This is a genomic window from Massilia consociata (genome assembly GCF_042432755.1).
Lineage (GTDB): Bacteria > Pseudomonadota > Gammaproteobacteria > Burkholderiales > Burkholderiaceae_D > Telluria > Telluria consociata.
Window position 1 is genome coordinate 127587 of the sequence record NZ_JBHLWP010000010.1, and the last position, 16442, is coordinate 144028.

Sequence of the window (16442 nt, forward strand, 5' to 3'; positions counted from 1 at the left end):
GCCGGCGCGCCTCCCTGTATCCCTCCTGTTCCGCCCGCAGGGGCGGCCTTTCGATGACACCCCATCCAATCGTGTTCCGCAACCGGACGCCGCGTTCCCGCATGCTAGACTTGGCCCGGAAACGCAGGAATGGACAGCGCAGCCGCCTCACTCATCCTGGTTTGCCGGAATCGTGGAGGAACGCTGAACGATGACTGATCCTGTACTGAAGGAAGCCGCCAGCCCCGGCCCGCGCCCGAGGATGCAGGTCAATCCCCCCGTGTTCTTCGTCTCGGCCGGACTGATCCTCGCCTTTGCCCTGTTCGGCGCCGTGTTCCCGCAGCGTGCCGGCAACCTCTTCGATATGCTCCAGGCCGGCATCGTGCGCGATTTCGGCTGGTTCTATATCCTCTCCGTCGCGCTCTTCCTGATCTTCGTGCTGTTCCTGATGATGAGCCGTTATGGCGACGTCAAGCTCGGCCCCGACGAGAGCGAGCCCGAATACAGCTACATTTCCTGGTTCGCCATGCTGTTCAGTGCCGGGATGGGCATCGGCCTGCTGTTCTTCGGCGTGGCCGAGCCGGTCCAGCATTACGCGCGGCCGCCGGTGGGCGAGGGCAGTACGATCGACTCGGCGCGCGAAGCCATGGTGCTGACCTTCTTCCACTGGGGCGTGCATGCGTGGGCGATCTACATCGTCATCGGGCTGGCGCTGGCCTATTTCGCCTTCCGGCGCGGCCTGCCGCTCACGCTGCGCTCGAGCCTGTTTCCGCTGATCGGCAAGCGCATTCATGGTCCGATCGGCCATGCCATCGATATCTTCGCGGTGCTGGGCACGATGTTCGGCGTCGCGACCTCGCTGGGCTTCGGCGTGCTGCAGGTGAATGCCGGCTTCTCCTACCTGTTCGGCCTGCCGGTCAGCCCGACGGTCCAGATCATGCTGATCGCGGTCATCACCGGCATGGCGACGCTGTCGGTCTTCATGGGGCTCGACAAGGGCGTGAAGCGCCTGTCCGAGCTCAACATCATCCTGGCGATCGCACTGCTCATCTTCATGCTGGCGGCAGGATCGACGGTGTTCCTGCTGCAGGCCTTCGTCCAGAACATCGGCACCTACCTGGGCGCGGTGGTGCAGCGCACCTTCCGGATGTATGCCTACGAACCGAATGCCTGGCTCGGCGACTGGACCCTGTTCTACTGGGGCTGGTGGATTTCCTGGTCGCCGTTCGTGGGCATGTTCATTGCGCGCATTTCGCGCGGGCGCACGATCCGCGAGTTCATTACCGGGGTGCTGCTGGTGCCGGTGCTGTTTACCTTCCTGTGGATGACCGTGTTCGGCAATACGGCGATTGCGCTCGACCTGAGCGGTACGGCACCGATCGTGCAGACGGTTGCCGACAATCTGCCGGTGGCGCTGTTCGAAGTGCTGGCGCAACTGCCTTTCTCGGTGATCGCATCCGGGATCGCGACGCTGCTGGTCATTACCTTCTTCGTGACCTCGGCCGATTCCGGCGCGCTGGTGATCGACATGATCACGTCCGGCGCCGCGCCGCATCCGCCGATCTGGCAGCGCATCTTCTGGGCGGTCTGCGCCGGCGTCGTGGCCGCCGTGCTGCTGCTGGCCGGGGGCCTGCAGGCGCTCCAGACCGCCGCGCTCGCCAGCGCGCTGCCGTTCGCGGTGATCATGCTGTTCATCTGCTACGGCCTGCTACGCGCCCTGCAGACGGAAAAGCAGGACTCGTCCATGGACCTGTCCATCGCCGCCGACACGCCATCGGGCGCCACCGGCCTGAGCTGGCAGCAGCGCCTGGCCAGCATCACCAACTTCTACGACAGGCAGCAGATTGCAGCCTTCCTCGAGGGTACCGCGCGCCCCGCACTCGACGCGGTCGCGGCGCAGATGCGCGAGAGCGGCTTCGAACCGGCATTGACGACCACGGCGGACCGGCTCGACCTGGACGTGCCGCACGGCGACCGCGGCGTGTTCCGCTACACGATCCGCGCGCGCAGTTTCCGCTCACCCAGCTTTGCCTGGGCCGAGAAGGAGGGGCCGGAACCGGGAAGCCGGCACTACCGCGCCATGGCCACCAGCTCCGAAGGCGACCAGGCGCACGACGTGACCGGCTACACGCGCGAGCAGCTGATCAATGATCTCCTGAAGCGCTACATGCGCTTCCGCCACGTGCGACGGATTCCTTGAGGGGTAGGGGCCGGCATGCGCCGCATCACGCAACTGCATCTGGAGCATATCCAGGCCCTGTTCCTCAACGAGCGTTCCCGCCGCGAAGGGATACGCGGCAGCCTCAGCACCCCGGTTGCCGCCATTTCCTTCGCGGTGTTCGCGTTCAGCAGCCTATCGATCGAGGTCGATCCGAACCGCTGGCGCCAGATGCCTACACTGCTGATCTTCCTGCTCGGCGCGGCGGCAGCGATCGCGCTGTTTGCCTCGGCCTGGCAGGTGCTGATGGCGGAATGGCTGTTCGTCTACCATGAGCCGCCCCGCCTCGTCGACCTGCTCGACGATGTCGAGGGTCGCACCGAAGCGGAGGAAGAGCAGCATGTCCGTGCCGTCCTCGCTGCCAGCTACGCGGTCGCATATGAACAGTATTTGAAGGGCAATGCGATGAGTGCGCGCCGCCGTACCTGGGCCTTGCGGCTGATCCTGCTGTCGTTGCTGCTCCAGGCGCTGGCCTTCGTGCTGCTGCCGTTCCACCGTGCGGGGTGGTGAGGATGGGAATCCTGGACAAGCTGTTGACGCGGCGCCGCCGCATGCCGCGCTTCGAGACGCTGACGCCAGAGGTGCGGCGGCGCCTGATCCTCGTGTGTCGTGAACTGAACGAGGCCGAAGAGGAGCTGGCCGCGCGTCTGGACCTGCCGCAGCCACCGCGGCTGCTGCTGGTGGACGAGGAAGAAGCGGTCATCCTCACCCCGGGCGAACGTGCCGAAACAGCGCGGCGCGACGATCCCGCAAGCCCAGGCTAGCGGACTGCCGGTGCGGGTACCACGTTGTGCCCCATAACCCGCATGAAAAAAGGCTGCCGGCGTGAACCGGCAGCCTTCCTGCGTTTCGGATGCGTGAGCGCAGCGCGGGCTTACTTGTAAAACGCCTCGACCTTGCCTTTCAGCTTGATCAGCATCGGCTTGCCCTTGCGGTCAAGCGTACGGCCGGCAGCGACCTTGATCCAGCCTTCGCTGATGCAATACTCTTCCACGTCGTGGCGGTCCTTGTCGTTGAAGCGAATGCCGATCTCGCGCTGGAAGACGTCGCGGTTATGAAAAGGGCTGCTCGGGTCGATCGACAGCCGGTCCGGGAGTTGGGGGAGGGAGGTAGTATCGTTCATAGACGCGAATTATCCACCAACTCCGCCCCGTGTGGCGCATTAAATGTCCGCCAGGCGTCATGCATGGGGCATCGCCCGGGCGGCTGATGGAACACTCGGCTATACAAACCAGCGGAAGCAACGATATACTGCCTGACAACGTTCATTGTCCCAACGATAACAGAGAGTGTCTGATGACCCGTAGCACGGCTGCTTCCACCTCCGCACCGGACGGCCCGCAAGGCATCGGCGCCGACATGCATGGCATCGGACACCAGTTCCGGACCATCGCCGAACTTGCCGGCGACACGGCCTTCAGCATCGACCTGCCCGCGCGCACGCTGCGTTACGTCAGTCCCGCGTTCTCGGCGCTGCTCGGACAACCGGCCGGCGCATTGCAGCAGGCGATCGCGGGCTCCGGCACGGACGCAACGCACGCCGAGCTCGCACCGCTCGGCATGGTCCTGGCTGCGGCTTGCGCCGACAGCGCCGCCGGCACGCCGGGCGCGCGCAGCGTATGCGAGGTCGATGTGCACAATGCCGACGGCCACCCGATCGCCCTGCAGGTGATCTCGACCGTGGTGCGCAATGCCGACGGGTCGGCCTCGCTGGTGGGACTGCTGCGCGACCTAACGCCGCAGCGCGCCCTCCTGGCCGACCAGCGCCGCTTTGCCAGCATGCTCAATCACGAATTCCGCACGCCGCTGGCAACCATCGACGGCGCGATCCAGCGGCTCGAATCGACGGCCGCCTCGCACGGCGCCGACGAACCGACCCGCCAGCGCTACCGCAAGATCGCGGTCGCGGTGGACCGGCTCATCGCCATGCTCGACGAATACCTGTCGCCGGACCGCATGGCCGCCATCGGCAAGGCGCGCCAGCCGAACACGATCGCCCCGGCCGAGCTGCTCGATGCGGGCGCGAAGCAGGTGCGCGACGCGGGGCGCGAAGCCACGGTCGAGGCGACCGAGCTGCCGCAGACGCTGCGCGGCGAGCCGGAGGGCTTGCGGCTGGCGCTGAAGGTACTGGTGGATAACGCGTTGCTGTTCTCGCCGAGCGGCACCAGGGTCGCGCTGGGCGCGCGCCGCAGCGGCAGCGGCGTGGAGTTCACGGTGCGCGACGCGGGCGGCGGGGTGCCGCCGGAGGATGCGGAGCGCATCTTCGACAAGGGCTACCGGGGCCGCAATGCCGAGGGCCTGCCGGGCAGCGGCCTCGGTCTTTACATGGCGCGCTCGATCGTCGACGTTCACGGCGGCATGCTGCGCCTGGGCGCACAAGACGGCGGCGCCGAATTCCGGCTATGGCTGCCGGCACTGGATGGCGGCGGACAACAACGACTTGCCTCATCGGGTGTCAGCAGTGATAATCGGAACGATCATTAACATGGCTCACCCATGACGCAGATACTGATTGTTGAAGACAATGGCGAATACGCAGACGACATGGCCGAATTCCTCAGGGAGCTCGACCACGAGGTCACGATCGCCAAGACCGCAAGCGAGATGTGGGCCGCGCTGACGCGCACCCCGGCCGCGGTCGTCGTGCTCGATCTTGGCTTGCCGGACGAGGACGGTTTCAATGTCATTCCGCGCATGCGCCAGCTGTACCCGGAAATCGGCCTGCTGGTGCTGACGGGCCGGGTCGCTTTCGATCACCGCATCCTCGGCCTGCGCCTGGGGGCGGACCACTATCTCACCAAGCCGATCAAGTTCCCCGAACTGGCGGCGCATATCGAAGCCCTGGACCGCCGCGTGCGGCCGGCCGACCCGGCGCCGGCGCCGAGCAAGTGGACCTTGCGCGTGAGCGCGCGCCAGCTCGAACTGGCGGGCAAGGTAATCGATCTTACCGAGAAGGAGTGCAACTTCCTGCACCTCCTGACCATCAATACCCGCCCGGTCCCGCGCCACGTGATCGTGGCCGGCATGGGCGGCGAAGATCCGGATGCGAGCCGTCGGGTCGACATGCTGGTCTACCGCCTGCGCAAGAAAGCCCGCTCGGGCCTCGGCCAGGACCTGCCGCTGCGCAGCGCCTACGGCGAGGGTTACAGCTTGTCCGCCGGCTTCACCCTGGCCTGAGTGTTCTCCCCCTGTACCCGTCACCGCAGGATCTTAATAACTGGGGTCAGTGTCGAATTATTGGTCAATTACTCAGGGCAGGTAGGCCTGGATGACCCCGTGCATGTTAATTGGGGACAGGGTCGAGCCATTTTCTTCGTCTCTTGATATTAATTAGGGACACAGTAAATTTTCTCGGTTAGAATGCGTGCCTCACCTTTGAGCACGCCATGGCACGCCTTCCCCGACTCATCATCCCGAACCAGCCGCACCACATCATCCAGCGCGGCAACAACCGCCAGCCGATTTTTCATGGAGAAGTCGACTACCAGCGTTTCCTGGCCTGGCTGAAGGAAGCGGCGCGCTTCTACGAGGTGGCAATTCACGCCTATGTGCTCATGCCCAACCACCTGCACGTGCTGGCGACGCCTTCCGACGCCACCGGACTGGCGCTGATGATGCAGAAGGTGGGCCGCTTCTACGTCCCCTGGTTCAATCACAAATACGAACGCAGCGGCGGCCTGTTCGAAGGGCGGTTCCGGACCTCGCTCGTCGATACCGAGCGCTACTTCCTGGCCTGCAGCCGCTATATCGAGCTCAATCCGGTACGGGCCGGCTTGGCGGCAACCCCGCTGGATTATCCCTGGTCGAGCTATGCCCACCATGCCGGCGTGCGGGGCGACAACCTCGTCACCGACCACCTCTTGTATTGGGGGCTGGGCAATACGCCGTTCCAGCGCGAAGCGGCCTATACCGAACTGGTCATGCAAGGTATTTCCCAGGACGAAGTCGATTTCGTCACCGCCTCGGTATTGAAGAACCAGCCCCTGGGCTCGGATGCATTCAAGGCCGAGCTGGAGCGTAAAACGAAGCGGCAGATCCTGCCGGCCAAGCGCGGGCGCCCTTTCAGGGCGCCGATTCCACCGCTTCCACAGGGGTGACAATCAACGGCACGATTATTCGTGCCGTTTTTTTATCCATTGCCTGCGTCAGCGCGTTTTCCACGCTTGATTATTCCTGCCGGTTGCACCGCGCACCATGTCGCGGTGCAGTGTATAGCTATGAAAATCAATGGTTTATCGCTGAGTTCACAGGCTTTTGACGCCCTCGAATCACTCTGTCCCTAATTAATCAGGCGTCCGTAAAATTATCAAACAATTTGACTCTGACCCTAATTATTGTGGTTGCGGCTTCTGCTGCATTGCACTATTCTCGTTTTCAACCCCCGAAAAAGTTGTGGAGAATGCCTCATGATTGCCCAAGGTTTGTACGATCCCGCCAATGAGCACGATGCCTGCGGCGTCGGTTTCATCGCCCATATCAAGGGCAATAAAAGCCACTCGATCATCGAGCAAGGCCTGCAAATCCTGAAGAACCTCGACCACCGGGGCGCCGTCGGCGCCGATCCCTTGATGGGCGACGGTGCCGGGATCCTGATCCAGATTCCCGACCAGTACTTCCGCGACGAGATGGCCAAGCAGGGCGTCGAGCTGCCGCCGCCCGGAGAGTACGGCGTCGGCATGGTGTTCCTGCCGAAGGAACACGCTTCGCGCATCGCCTGCGAGCAGGAGATCGAGCGCGCCGTGCGCATCGAAGGCCAGGTCGTGCTCGGCTGGCGCAACGTGCCGGTCGACGAGACCATGCCGATGTCGCCCTTCGTGAAAGCGAAGGAACCGGTCATTCGCCAGATCTTCATCGGCCGCGGCCCGGACATCATGGTCACCGACGCGCTCGAGCGCAAACTGTACGTCATCCGCAAGTCGTCGGGCCACGCGATCCAGGCCTTGAAACTCCTGCACGGCAAGGAATTCTTCGTGCCCTCGATGTCGGCCCGCACCATCGTCTATAAAGGCCTGCTGCTGGCCGACCAGGTCGGCGTCTACTACAAGGACCTGCAGGACCCGCGCTGCATCTCGGCGCTCAGCCTGGTGCACCAGCGCTTCTCCACCAACACCTTCCCCGAGTGGCCGCTGGCCCACCCTTACCGCCTGATTGCACACAACGGCGAGATCAACACCGTCAAGGGCAACTTCAACTGGACCCGTGCGCGCGAAGGCATGCTCAAGTCGGCCGTGCTGGGCGAAGACCTGGGCAAGCTGTTCCCCCTGATTTACGAAGGCCAGTCCGACACCGCCTGCTTCGACAACGCGCTCGAACTCCTGGTGATGGCCGGCTACCCGGTGGCCCAGGCGATGATGATGATGATCCCGGAAGCCTGGGAAAACCACACGTCGATGGACGACAACCGCCGCGCCTTCTACGAATACCACGCCGCGATGATGGAACCGTGGGACGGTCCGGCCGCGATGGCCTTTACCGACGGCCGCCACATCGGCGGCACCCTGGACCGCAACGGCCTGCGTCCGGCGCGCTACGTGATCACCGAGGACGACCTGGTGGTAATGGCGTCCGAATCCGGCGTGCTGCCAATTCCCGAGTCGCGCATCGTCAAGAAGTGGCGCCTCCAGCCGGGCAAGATGTTCCTGATCGACCTGGAAGCGGGCCGCATCATCGACGACAAGGAGCTGAAGGACACCTATTCGAACGCCAAGCCCTATAAAGCGTGGATCAAGTCGGTGCGCATCAAGCTGGGCGAAATCAAGCTGTCGGAAAGCCAGCTTGCCCAGCATCGCGCGCAGGGTGCGCAGGGTGAAAAAGCGCCGGTCCCGCTGCTGGACCGCCAGCAGGCCTTCGGCTACACCCAGGAAGACCTGAAGTTCCTGATGGCGCCGATGGCGGTGCTGGCCGAGGAAGCCACCGGCTCGATGGGTAACGACTCGCCCCTGGCGGTGATGTCGAACAAGCTCAAACCTTTGTATAACTACTTTAAACAATTGTTTGCGCAGGTCACCAACCCGCCGATCGACCCGATCCGCGAGAGCATGGTGATGTCGCTGGTGTCCTTCATCGGTCCCAAGCCGAACCTGCTGGACACGAACAACGTCAACCCGCCGATGCGCCTGGAAGTGTCGCAGCCGATCCTCGGCTTCGACGACATGGCGCGCCTGCGCGCCATCAGCCAGCACACCGGCGGCAAGTTCAAGTCGTACGAGCTGAACATCTGCTATCCAGTCGCCTGGGGCAAGGAAGGCATCGAAGCGAGCCTGGCCTCGCTGTGCGCCGAAGCGGTCGACGCCGTGAAATCGGGCCACAACATCCTGATCGTCTCGGACCGCAACATGTCCGCCGACCAGGTCGCGATCCCAGCGCTGCTCGCAACCTCGACCATTCACCAGCACCTGGTCGGCCGTGGCCTGCGCGCCTCGACCGGCCTGGTGGTGGAAACCGGCTCGGCCCGCGAGACCCACCACTTCGCCCTGCTGGCCGGCTACGGCGCCGAAGCCGTGCACCCGTATCTGGCGCTCGAAACCCTGGCGGATCTGGCGCACAACCTGCCGCACGAGATGGACGCCGACAAGGCGATCTATAACTACACCAAGGCGGTCGGCAAAGGGCTGATGAAGGTGATGTCGAAGATGGGCATCTCCACCTACATGTCCTACTGCGGCGCGCAGATCTTCGAGGCCGTGGGCCTGAACAAGTCGCTGGTCGACAAGTACTTCCGCGGCACCTCCTCGACCGTGGAGGGCATCGGCCTGTTCGAAGTGGCGGAAGAGGCGCTGCGCCTGCACGCGCTGGCCTTCGGCAACGACCCGGTCCTGGCCAATGCGCTCGACACCGGCGGCGAGTACGCCTTCCGCGTGCGCGGCGAAGACCACCTGTGGACCCCGGACGCGATCGCCAAGCTGCAGCACTCGACCCGCGCCAACAACTACAGCACGTATAAAGAGTACGCGCAGATCATCAACGACCAGAGCCGCCGTCACCTGACCCTGCGCGGCCTGTTCGAGTTCAAGATCGATCCGTCGAAAGCCATCCCGCTGGAAGAAGTCGAGCCGGCCAAGGAGATCGTCAAGCGCTTCGCCACCGGCGCGATGTCGCTCGGCTCGATCTCGACCGAGGCGCATGCCACGCTGGCCATTGCCATGAACCGCATCGGCGGCAAATCGAACACCGGCGAAGGCGGCGAAGACCCGCGCCGCTACATGGGCGAATTCAAGGGCATCAAGATCGCCAAGGGCGAGACGCTTGCCTCGATCCTGGGCTCGGACCGGGTGGTGGCCGACATTCCGCTGGAAGAGGGCGACTCGCTGCGCTCGAAGATCAAGCAGGTGGCGTCGGGCCGCTTCGGCGTCTCCGCCGAGTACCTCGCATCGGCCGACCAGATCCAGATCAAGATGGCGCAAGGAGCAAAACCCGGCGAAGGCGGCCAGCTGCCGGGTCACAAGGTGTCCGAGTACATCGCCAGCTTGCGCGTGTCGGTGCCGGGCGTGGGCCTGATCTCGCCGCCGCCGCACCACGACATCTATTCGATCGAAGACCTGGCGCAGCTGATCCACGACCTGAAGAACGTCAACCCGAACGCCTCGATCTCCGTCAAGCTGGTGTCGGAAGTCGGCATCGGCACCGTCGCCGCGGGCGTCTCGAAAGCCAAGGCCGACCACGTGGTGGTCGCCGGCCACGACGGCGGCACGGGCGCCTCGCCGCTGTCCTCGGTCAAGCACGCCGGCACCCCGTGGGAGCTGGGCCTGGCCGAAACCCAGCAGACGCTGGTGCTCAACGGCCTGCGCAGCCGCATCCGCGTGCAGGCCGATGGCCAGATGCGCACCGGCCGCGACGTGGTCGTCGCTGCGATGCTGGGCGCCGACGAAATCGGTTTTGCGACCGCACCGCTGGTGGTCGAAGGCTGCATCATGATGCGCAAGTGCCACCTGAATACCTGCCCGGTCGGTGTCGCGACCCAGGATCCGGTCCTGCGCGCCAAGTTCCAGGGTAAACCAGAGCACGTGGTGAACTACTTCTTCTTCGTGGCCGAAGAAGCGCGCCAGATCATGGCGCAGCTGGGCATCCGCAGCTACGACGAACTGATCGGCCGCACCGACCTGCTCGACAAGGCCAAGGCGGTCCAGCACTGGAAGGCGCAGGGCCTGGACTTCTCGCGGATCTTCTACCAGCCGAAGACCGACGCGCCGCGCGCGCTGTTCCACACCGACGGCCAGGACCATGGCCTGGACCGCGCCCTGGACCACAAGCTGATCGCGCAGGCCAAGGCCGCGCTGGAGAAGGGCGAGCGCGTGTCGTTCATCTCGCCGGTGAAGAACCTGAACCGCACCGTGGGCACCATGCTGTCGGGCGAAGTGGCCAAGCGCTATGGCCACGCCGGCCTGCCGGACGACACGATCCACATCCAGCTGCAGGGCACCGCCGGCCAGTCGGCCGCGGCCTTCCTGGCGGCCGGCATCACGATCGACCTGGTGGGCGAGGGCAACGACTACGTGGGCAAGGGCCTGTCGGGCGGGCGCATCATCGTGCGCCCGAACACCGAGTTCCGCGGCTGGGCGGTGGACAACATCATCGTCGGCAACACGGTGCTGTACGGCGCGATTTCCGGTGAAGCTTTCTTCAACGGTGTGGCCGGCGAACGCTTCGCGGTGCGTAACTCGGGCGCCGTGGCGGTGGTCGAGGGCTGCGGCGACCACGGTTGCGAATACATGACCGGCGGTACGGTCGTGGTGCTGGGCGAGACCGGCCGCAACTTCGCGGCGGGCATGTCGGGCGGCGTCGCCTACGTGTACGACCCGAAGGGCGAGTTCGAAGGCAAGTGCAATACCGCGATGGTGAACCTGGAGCCGGTGCTCACGACGAAGCAGCAGGGTCAGGATGGCCAGGCCGGCTGGCACAGCCAGACCCGCAACGGCGAGCGCGAATCGGACGAGGTCATCCTGCGCCGCCTGATCGAGCGCCACTTCAAGCACACGGGTTCGACCCGGGCGCGCAACTTGTTGGATGACTGGGCCAGCAGCCGCACCAAGTTCATCAAGGTCTTCCCGACCGACTACAAGCGGGCGCTCGAGGAGATGCACAACTCGAGCATGGAAGAGGCGAACGACAAGATCGAGATGGCTGCTTAATCGAGATACTCAAACAACGTCGTTCCCGCGAAGGCGGGAACCCAAGTTCTGCGTGAGCAGACGATACGCGAGCAAACTTGGATTCCCGCCTGCGCGGGAATGACGGTGGTAGTAGGAACGACGGTGGTGTGGGAACGACGGCAGTGCCGAACCGCCGCCGCCAACTGACAAGGAAAACAACGTGGGCAAAATTACCGGCTTCATGGAATTCGAACGGCAGGAAGAGGGCCACCTGGAACCCGCCGATCGCGTCAAGAACTACAAGGAATTCGTGCTGACCCTGACCGATGGCCAGGCCAAGGTGCAGGGCGCGCGCTGCATGGATTGCGGCATCCCTTTCTGCAACACGGGCTGCCCGGTCAACAACATGATCCCGGACTGGAACGACCTGGTCTACCACGGCAATTACCGTGCGGCCGTCGACAACCTCCATTCGACCAACAACTTCCCCGAGTTCACCGGCCGCATCTGCCCGGCGCCGTGCGAATCGGCCTGCACGCTCGGCATCAACGACGAGCCGGTCGGCATCAAGTCGATCGAGCGCAAGATTGCTGATACCGGCTGGGAGCACGGCTGGATCGTGCCGCAGCCGGCAAGCGTCAAGACCGGCAAGAAGGTCGCCGTGATCGGCTCCGGCCCGGCCGGCCTGGCCGCCGCCCAGCAACTGGCGCGCGTCGGCCATGATGTGACCGTGTTCGAGAAGAGCGACCGCATCGGCGGCCTGCTGCGCTACGGGATCCCCGACTTCAAGATGGAAAAGGGCCTGATCGACCGCAGGGTCGAGCAGATGCAGGCGGAGGGCGTGACCTTCCGCACCAGCGTCCTGGTCGGCAAGGATTTCCCGGCCACCGTGAGCAACATGGCGCGCGACACCATCTTCCCGGAAGACCTGGAAAAGGAATTCGACGCAGTGGTCCTGGCCGGCGGCGCCGAGCAGCCGCGCGACCTGCCGGTACCGGGGCGTGAACTGAAGGGCGTGCACTTCGCGATGGATTTCCTGCCGCAGCAGAACCGGGTCAATGCGGGCGACAAGCTGAAGGACCAGATCAAGGCCACCGGCAAGCACGTGGTGGTCATCGGCGGCGGCGACACCGGTTCGGACTGCGTCGGCACGTCGAACCGCCACGGCGCCCTGTCCGTCACCCAGTTCGAGCTGCTGCCGCAGCCGCCGGAACAGGAAAACAAGCCGCTGGTCTGGCCGTACTGGCCGACCCGCCTGCGCACCTCGTCCTCGCACGAGGAAGGCTGCCAGCGTGACTGGGCGGTGGCCACCAAGCGCCTGGAAGGCAAGGGCGGCAAGGTGGAGAAGCTGGTCGCCTGCCGCGTCGAATGGAAGGACGGCAAGATGGTCGAGGTGCCGGACTCGGAATTCGAAATGAAGGCCGACCTGGTCTTCCTGGCCATGGGATTCGTCTCCCCGGTGCAGAACGTGCTCGACGCCTTTGGCGTGCAGAAGGATGCGCGCGGCAATGCGCGCGCCACGACCGATGGCGAGCGTTCCTACCAGACCTCGAAGCCGAAGGTGTTTACAGCCGGCGACATGCGCCGCGGCCAGTCGCTGGTCGTGTGGGCAATCCGCGAAGGCCGTCAGTGCGCGCGGGCGGTGGACGAATTCCTGATGGGCAGTTCCGTGCTCCCGCGCTAGGTCTGCTGATCTTTTCCTCATCGCTTGTTGCGTTCGGCGGCAAGCACCAAGGCGGCTCCGGCCGCCTTTTGTTTTTGTCACCTGCAAGTTGTGGGGACGAACCAACAAATGGTCAATTTCCTGCATGCGCACCCCAGCTATGTGCGTGCGTGCACCACCATTTCCTGACGATTGTCCTTACGCTAAACCTTATTGCAGCGCATCATTCGGCGTGCTTTGCCACAGTGCAACTGCCCCCCGCCGGAGAATTGCTCAAGAGCATTTGTTGATCAAATTCAATAAATGTTAATATTGCAAGATATACATATCTCTGAAAAAACAATAGCTTACACGCGTAAATAGCTGACTTTTCGGTTAGTTTTGTTGTATGCGTGCGTCGAAGCGGGCGGCCAAAATGGGGCGCCTCAAGCGAGGCTTAAGCTTTCTGCACTACAATAACGGATTACCCAAATACCAAACACGCTGTGTCGAACCTAGTCGAAATCCGCGATCTGCACTTTGCGTACGGAGAGCGTTCCATCCTGTCGAACCTCCGCATGGACTTCCCGCGGGGCAAGCTTGTGGCCGTCATGGGCGGTTCGGGCTGCGGCAAGACCACGGTCTTGCGCCTCATCGGTGGCCAGATCCGCCCGCAGCGCGGCGAGGTCCGCGTCGGCGGCGAGGCCGTGCACAAGCTCAATACCAAGGGCCTGTACCGCCTGCGCCGCCGCATGGGCATGCTGTTCCAGTTCGGCGCCCTGTTCACCGACCTGTCGATCTTCGACAACGTCGCGTTTCCGCTGCGCGAGCATACCGACCTGCCGGAAGAGCTGATCCGTGACCTGGTGCTCATGAAGCTCAACGCCGTCGGCCTGCGCAATGCCCACCGCCTGAAGCCGGGCGAGATTTCCGGCGGCATGGCGCGCCGCGTCGCGGTCGCGCGCGCGATTGCCCTTGATCCCGAATTGATCATGTACGACGAGCCCTTCGCCGGGCTGGACCCGATCTCGATGGGCGTGACCGCCAACCTGATCCGTAATCTGAACGATACGCTCGGTTCGACCTCGATCCTGGTTTCGCACGACGTGAAGGAAACCTTCGCCATCGCCGATTACGTTTATTTCATGTCGGCTGGAAAGATCGTTGCCGAAGGCACGCCGGCCGAGCTGAGCGTGTCCCAGGACCCGTATGTCAAGCAGTTCGTCAATGCCGAACCGGACGGCCCGGTGCCCTTCCATTACCCCGGCAAGTCCCTGACCGACGACCTGGGCCTGGGAGCCAAGCGATGATGGGCTTTCTCGCAGCATTGGGCCGTTTCACGCGCGAGGGCGTCGAGAGCCTGGGTTTTGCGACCCGCGCCTTCTTCAACCTGTTGCGTTTTTCCCCGGGCGCATTTCGCCGGCCAACCCTGATCACCGAGCAGATCCACTTCATCGGCAACTATTCGTTGGTGATCACGATCGTCTCTGGCCTGTTCGTGGGCCTGGTGCTGGGCCTGCAGTTCTACGTCAACCTGATCCAGTTCGGCGCCGAGGAAAAGCTCGGACCCCTGACTGCGCTGTCGCTGGTGCGCGAGCTCGGGCCGGTCGTGACGGCGCTGCTGTTTGCGGGCCGTGCCGGCACCTCGCTGACGGCCGAGATCGGCCTGATGAAGGCCGGCGAGCAGCTGACCGCAATGGAAATGATGGCAGTGAACCCGGTGCAGCGCGTGCTGGCGCCGCGCTTCTGGGGCGGCGTCATCGCGATGCCGATCCTGGCGGCGGTGTTCTCGGCGGTCGGGATCATGGGCAGCTACCTGGTCGGCGTCAAGCTGCTCGGCCTCGACGAAGGCGCGTTCTGGTCGCAGATGCAGGCCGGCGTCGATGTCCAGCGCGACATCGTCAGCAGCGTCATCAAGAGTTTCGTCTTCGGTGTTGCCGTGACCTTTACCGCCCTGTTCCAGGGCTATCACGTCAAGCCGACCCCGGCGGACGTCGCGCGCGCCACCACGCGCACCGTCGTCATCGCCTCCCTGCTGGTTCTGGGGCTGGACTTCGTCATGACCGCCCTGATGTTCACGCAGGAATGACGTCATCCATTAGTAATTAGCACAATCAATGTTTCGTTTGGCCGCGCACAGACGGCCTGAATACTGGGAAATACTATGCACCGTAAAATCATCGATGTCTGGGTCGGCCTGTTTGTCCTGCTGGGCGCTGCAGCGCTGTTGTTCCTCGCCCTGCAGGCAGGGAACATGAGCACGCTGTCGTTCACCAAGACCTATACCGTCACCGGCAAGTTCGACAATATCGGCGGACTCAAGCCCCAGGCGCCGGTGAAGAGCGCCGGCGTCGTCGTCGGCCGTGTCGGCGCGATCAGCTTCGACGACCAGACCTTCCAGGCGCAGGTGCGCCTGGACCTGAACGAGAACTACCAGTTTCCGAAAGACAGTTCGCTGAAGATCCTGACCGCCGGCCTGCTCGGCGAGCAGTACATCGGCATCGAACCGGGTGGCGACACCCAGAACCTGGCCGACGGCGACCGCATCAACCGTACCCAGTCGGCCACGGTGCTCGAAGACCTGATCAACCAATTCATCTATAGCAAGGCCGCTGAAGGAAAGGAAGGTAGTGAATGAAACACGCATCACGCCATACCACCGGCCGCATCCATGGGCTTGCGGCAATCGCCGTCGCCCTGCTGCTGACCGGTTGCGCCACGACGAATCCGCAGGACCCGCTCGAAGGCTATAACCGCGCCGTCTTCCGCTTCAACGATGCGGTCGACCGCACCGTCCTGAAGCCGACCGCCACCGCCTACAAGAACGTGACGCCGGGCTTCGTGCAGACCGGTGTGAATAACTTCTTCGGCAACCTGTCCGACGCCTGGAGCGCCGTCAACAATCTGCTGCAAGGCAAGGGTGAGGCCGGCATGGGGGACGTCACCCGCGTGGCCGTGAACTCGACCTTCGGCATCTTCGGCCTGCTCGACATCGCCTCGGAAGCCGGCATCCCGAAACACAACGAGGATTTCGGCCAGACCCTGGGCGTCTGGGGCGTGCCGAGCGGTCCCTTCTTGATGTTGCCGGTATTGGGCCCATCTACGGTGCGTGACACCGCCGCGCTGCCGGCCGATTTCGGCGGCGACATCTGGAAGTACAAGCAGCCGACCAACTGGCGCAACATCGGCGCCGCGGTGCGCGTCGTCGACAAGCGCGCCACCCTGCTCGATGCCGGCAACCTGCTGGAAGAGGCCGCGCTGGACCGCTATGAATTCATCCGCGACGGCTACATGCAGCGCCGCCTGAGCCAGGTCTACGACGGCAACGTGCCGCGCCAGAATGATGCGGACGAGGATGATGATGCTGCCGATGCAGCGACGAGCAATGCCGAGCCGGGCGCCGACCCGGCAGGCAAGGCGGTCGACCAGCCGTCACAAACCGTTACACAACCGGTGTCATCCGAGAAGCAATAAGACGAGTTAACCGGGTATCGCCCGCCGGCGCATCGCACGG

The 16442-nt window shown here is 64.0% G+C and carries 13 protein-coding genes; 12 read left to right on the forward strand and 1 reads right to left on the reverse strand.

Going from position 1 to position 16442, the window contains the following annotated elements; all coding sequences use genetic code 11:
* Positions 1–190 precede the first annotated feature (190 nt).
* The 3 genes from ACFFJK_RS10735 to ACFFJK_RS10745 are packed head-to-tail and all read left to right on the forward strand — an operon-like array spanning position 191 to position 2961.
* Positions 191–2179, forward strand: a complete 1989-nt coding sequence (locus ACFFJK_RS10735; RefSeq protein ID WP_379679121.1) for a BCCT family transporter — start codon at positions 191–193, stop codon at positions 2177–2179.
* 15 nt (positions 2180–2194) lie between these two features.
* Positions 2195–2707, forward strand: a complete 513-nt coding sequence (locus ACFFJK_RS10740; RefSeq protein ID WP_379679122.1) for a hypothetical protein — start codon at positions 2195–2197, stop codon at positions 2705–2707.
* Between the two features lie 2 nt (positions 2708–2709).
* Positions 2710–2961, forward strand: coding sequence for a hypothetical protein (locus ACFFJK_RS10745; protein ID WP_379679123.1), 252 nt, complete (start codon positions 2710–2712; stop codon positions 2959–2961).
* Between the two features lie 110 nt (positions 2962–3071).
* On the opposite strand, the gene ACFFJK_RS10750 is transcribed toward ACFFJK_RS10745, so the two are convergent.
* Positions 3072–3320: a DUF3297 family protein gene (locus tag ACFFJK_RS10750; RefSeq protein ID WP_277484634.1), complete on the reverse strand. Its 249-nt coding sequence runs from the start codon at positions 3318–3320 to the stop codon at positions 3072–3074.
* Between the two features lie 173 nt (positions 3321–3493).
* Here ACFFJK_RS10750 and ACFFJK_RS10755 point away from each other — a divergent pair, with 173 nt between their 5' ends.
* The 9 genes from ACFFJK_RS10755 (at position 3494) to ACFFJK_RS10795 (ending at position 16402) form a co-directional block, all read left to right on the forward strand.
* Positions 3494–4681 (forward strand): PAS domain-containing sensor histidine kinase, encoded by a 1188-nt coding sequence (locus ACFFJK_RS10755; protein ID WP_379679124.1) that lies wholly within the window; start codon positions 3494–3496, stop codon positions 4679–4681.
* A gap of 12 nt (positions 4682–4693) precedes the next feature.
* Positions 4694–5374, forward strand: a complete 681-nt coding sequence (locus tag ACFFJK_RS10760) for a response regulator transcription factor (RefSeq protein ID WP_379679125.1) — start codon at positions 4694–4696, stop codon at positions 5372–5374.
* Between the two features lie 209 nt (positions 5375–5583).
* Positions 5584–6294 carry a transposase gene (locus tag ACFFJK_RS10765; RefSeq protein WP_379679126.1) on the forward strand — a complete coding sequence of 237 codons (711 nt, stop codon included), beginning with the start codon at positions 5584–5586 and terminating at the stop codon, positions 6292–6294.
* 309 nt (positions 6295–6603) lie between these two features.
* Entirely contained in the window at positions 6604–11325 is a 4722-nt protein-coding gene (locus ACFFJK_RS10770) for a glutamate synthase-related protein (RefSeq protein ID WP_379679127.1), read from the forward strand.
* A gap of 181 nt (positions 11326–11506) precedes the next feature.
* Complete coding sequence (locus ACFFJK_RS10775) at positions 11507–12970, forward strand: glutamate synthase subunit beta (RefSeq protein WP_379679128.1); 1464 nt, start codon at positions 11507–11509, stop codon at positions 12968–12970.
* Positions 12971–13434: 464 nt separating this feature from the next.
* The gene (locus ACFFJK_RS10780; protein ID WP_379679129.1) at positions 13435–14238 is read left to right on the forward strand and encodes an ABC transporter ATP-binding protein; all 804 of its coding nucleotides are present in this window, start codon (positions 13435–13437) and stop codon (positions 14236–14238) included.
* Positions 14235–15017 (forward strand): lipid asymmetry maintenance ABC transporter permease subunit MlaE, encoded by a 783-nt coding sequence (gene mlaE / locus ACFFJK_RS10785; RefSeq protein ID WP_379679130.1) that lies wholly within the window; start codon positions 14235–14237, stop codon positions 15015–15017. Before ACFFJK_RS10780 ends, mlaE begins: the two co-directional genes overlap by 4 nt.
* Positions 15018–15092: 75 nt before the next feature.
* Positions 15093–15566, forward strand: a complete 474-nt coding sequence (mlaD, locus tag ACFFJK_RS10790) for an outer membrane lipid asymmetry maintenance protein MlaD (protein ID WP_379679131.1) — start codon at positions 15093–15095, stop codon at positions 15564–15566.
* Positions 15563–16402, forward strand: a complete 840-nt coding sequence (locus tag ACFFJK_RS10795; protein WP_379679132.1) for an MlaA family lipoprotein — start codon at positions 15563–15565, stop codon at positions 16400–16402. Before mlaD ends, ACFFJK_RS10795 begins: the two co-directional genes overlap by 4 nt.
* The last annotated feature ends 40 nt before the right edge of the window (positions 16403–16442 follow it).

What these genes read in the sequence shown, in the direction of transcription:
- ACFFJK_RS10750 (WP_277484634.1), bottom strand. Translation starts at nt 3,320, where the DNA reads ATGAACGATACTACCTCCCTCCCCCAACTCCCGGACCGGCTGTCGATC.
- ACFFJK_RS10740 (WP_379679122.1), top strand. Translation starts at nt 2,195, where the DNA reads ATGCGCCGCATCACGCAACTGCATCTGGAGCATATCCAGGCCCTGTTC.
- ACFFJK_RS10765 (WP_379679126.1), top strand. Translation starts at nt 5,584, where the DNA reads ATGGCACGCCTTCCCCGACTCATCATCCCGAACCAGCCGCACCACATC.
- ACFFJK_RS10735 (WP_379679121.1), top strand. Translation starts at nt 191, where the DNA reads ATGACTGATCCTGTACTGAAGGAAGCCGCCAGCCCCGGCCCGCGCCCG.
- mlaE (WP_379679130.1), top strand. Translation starts at nt 14,235, where the DNA reads ATGATGGGCTTTCTCGCAGCATTGGGCCGTTTCACGCGCGAGGGCGTC.
- mlaD (WP_379679131.1), top strand. Translation starts at nt 15,093, where the DNA reads ATGCACCGTAAAATCATCGATGTCTGGGTCGGCCTGTTTGTCCTGCTG.
- ACFFJK_RS10770 (WP_379679127.1), top strand. Translation starts at nt 6,604, where the DNA reads ATGATTGCCCAAGGTTTGTACGATCCCGCCAATGAGCACGATGCCTGC.
- ACFFJK_RS10755 (WP_379679124.1), top strand. Translation starts at nt 3,494, where the DNA reads ATGACCCGTAGCACGGCTGCTTCCACCTCCGCACCGGACGGCCCGCAA.
- ACFFJK_RS10745 (WP_379679123.1), top strand. Translation starts at nt 2,710, where the DNA reads ATGGGAATCCTGGACAAGCTGTTGACGCGGCGCCGCCGCATGCCGCGC.
- ACFFJK_RS10795 (WP_379679132.1), top strand. Translation starts at nt 15,563, where the DNA reads ATGAAACACGCATCACGCCATACCACCGGCCGCATCCATGGGCTTGCG.
- ACFFJK_RS10760 (WP_379679125.1), top strand. Translation starts at nt 4,694, where the DNA reads ATGACGCAGATACTGATTGTTGAAGACAATGGCGAATACGCAGACGAC.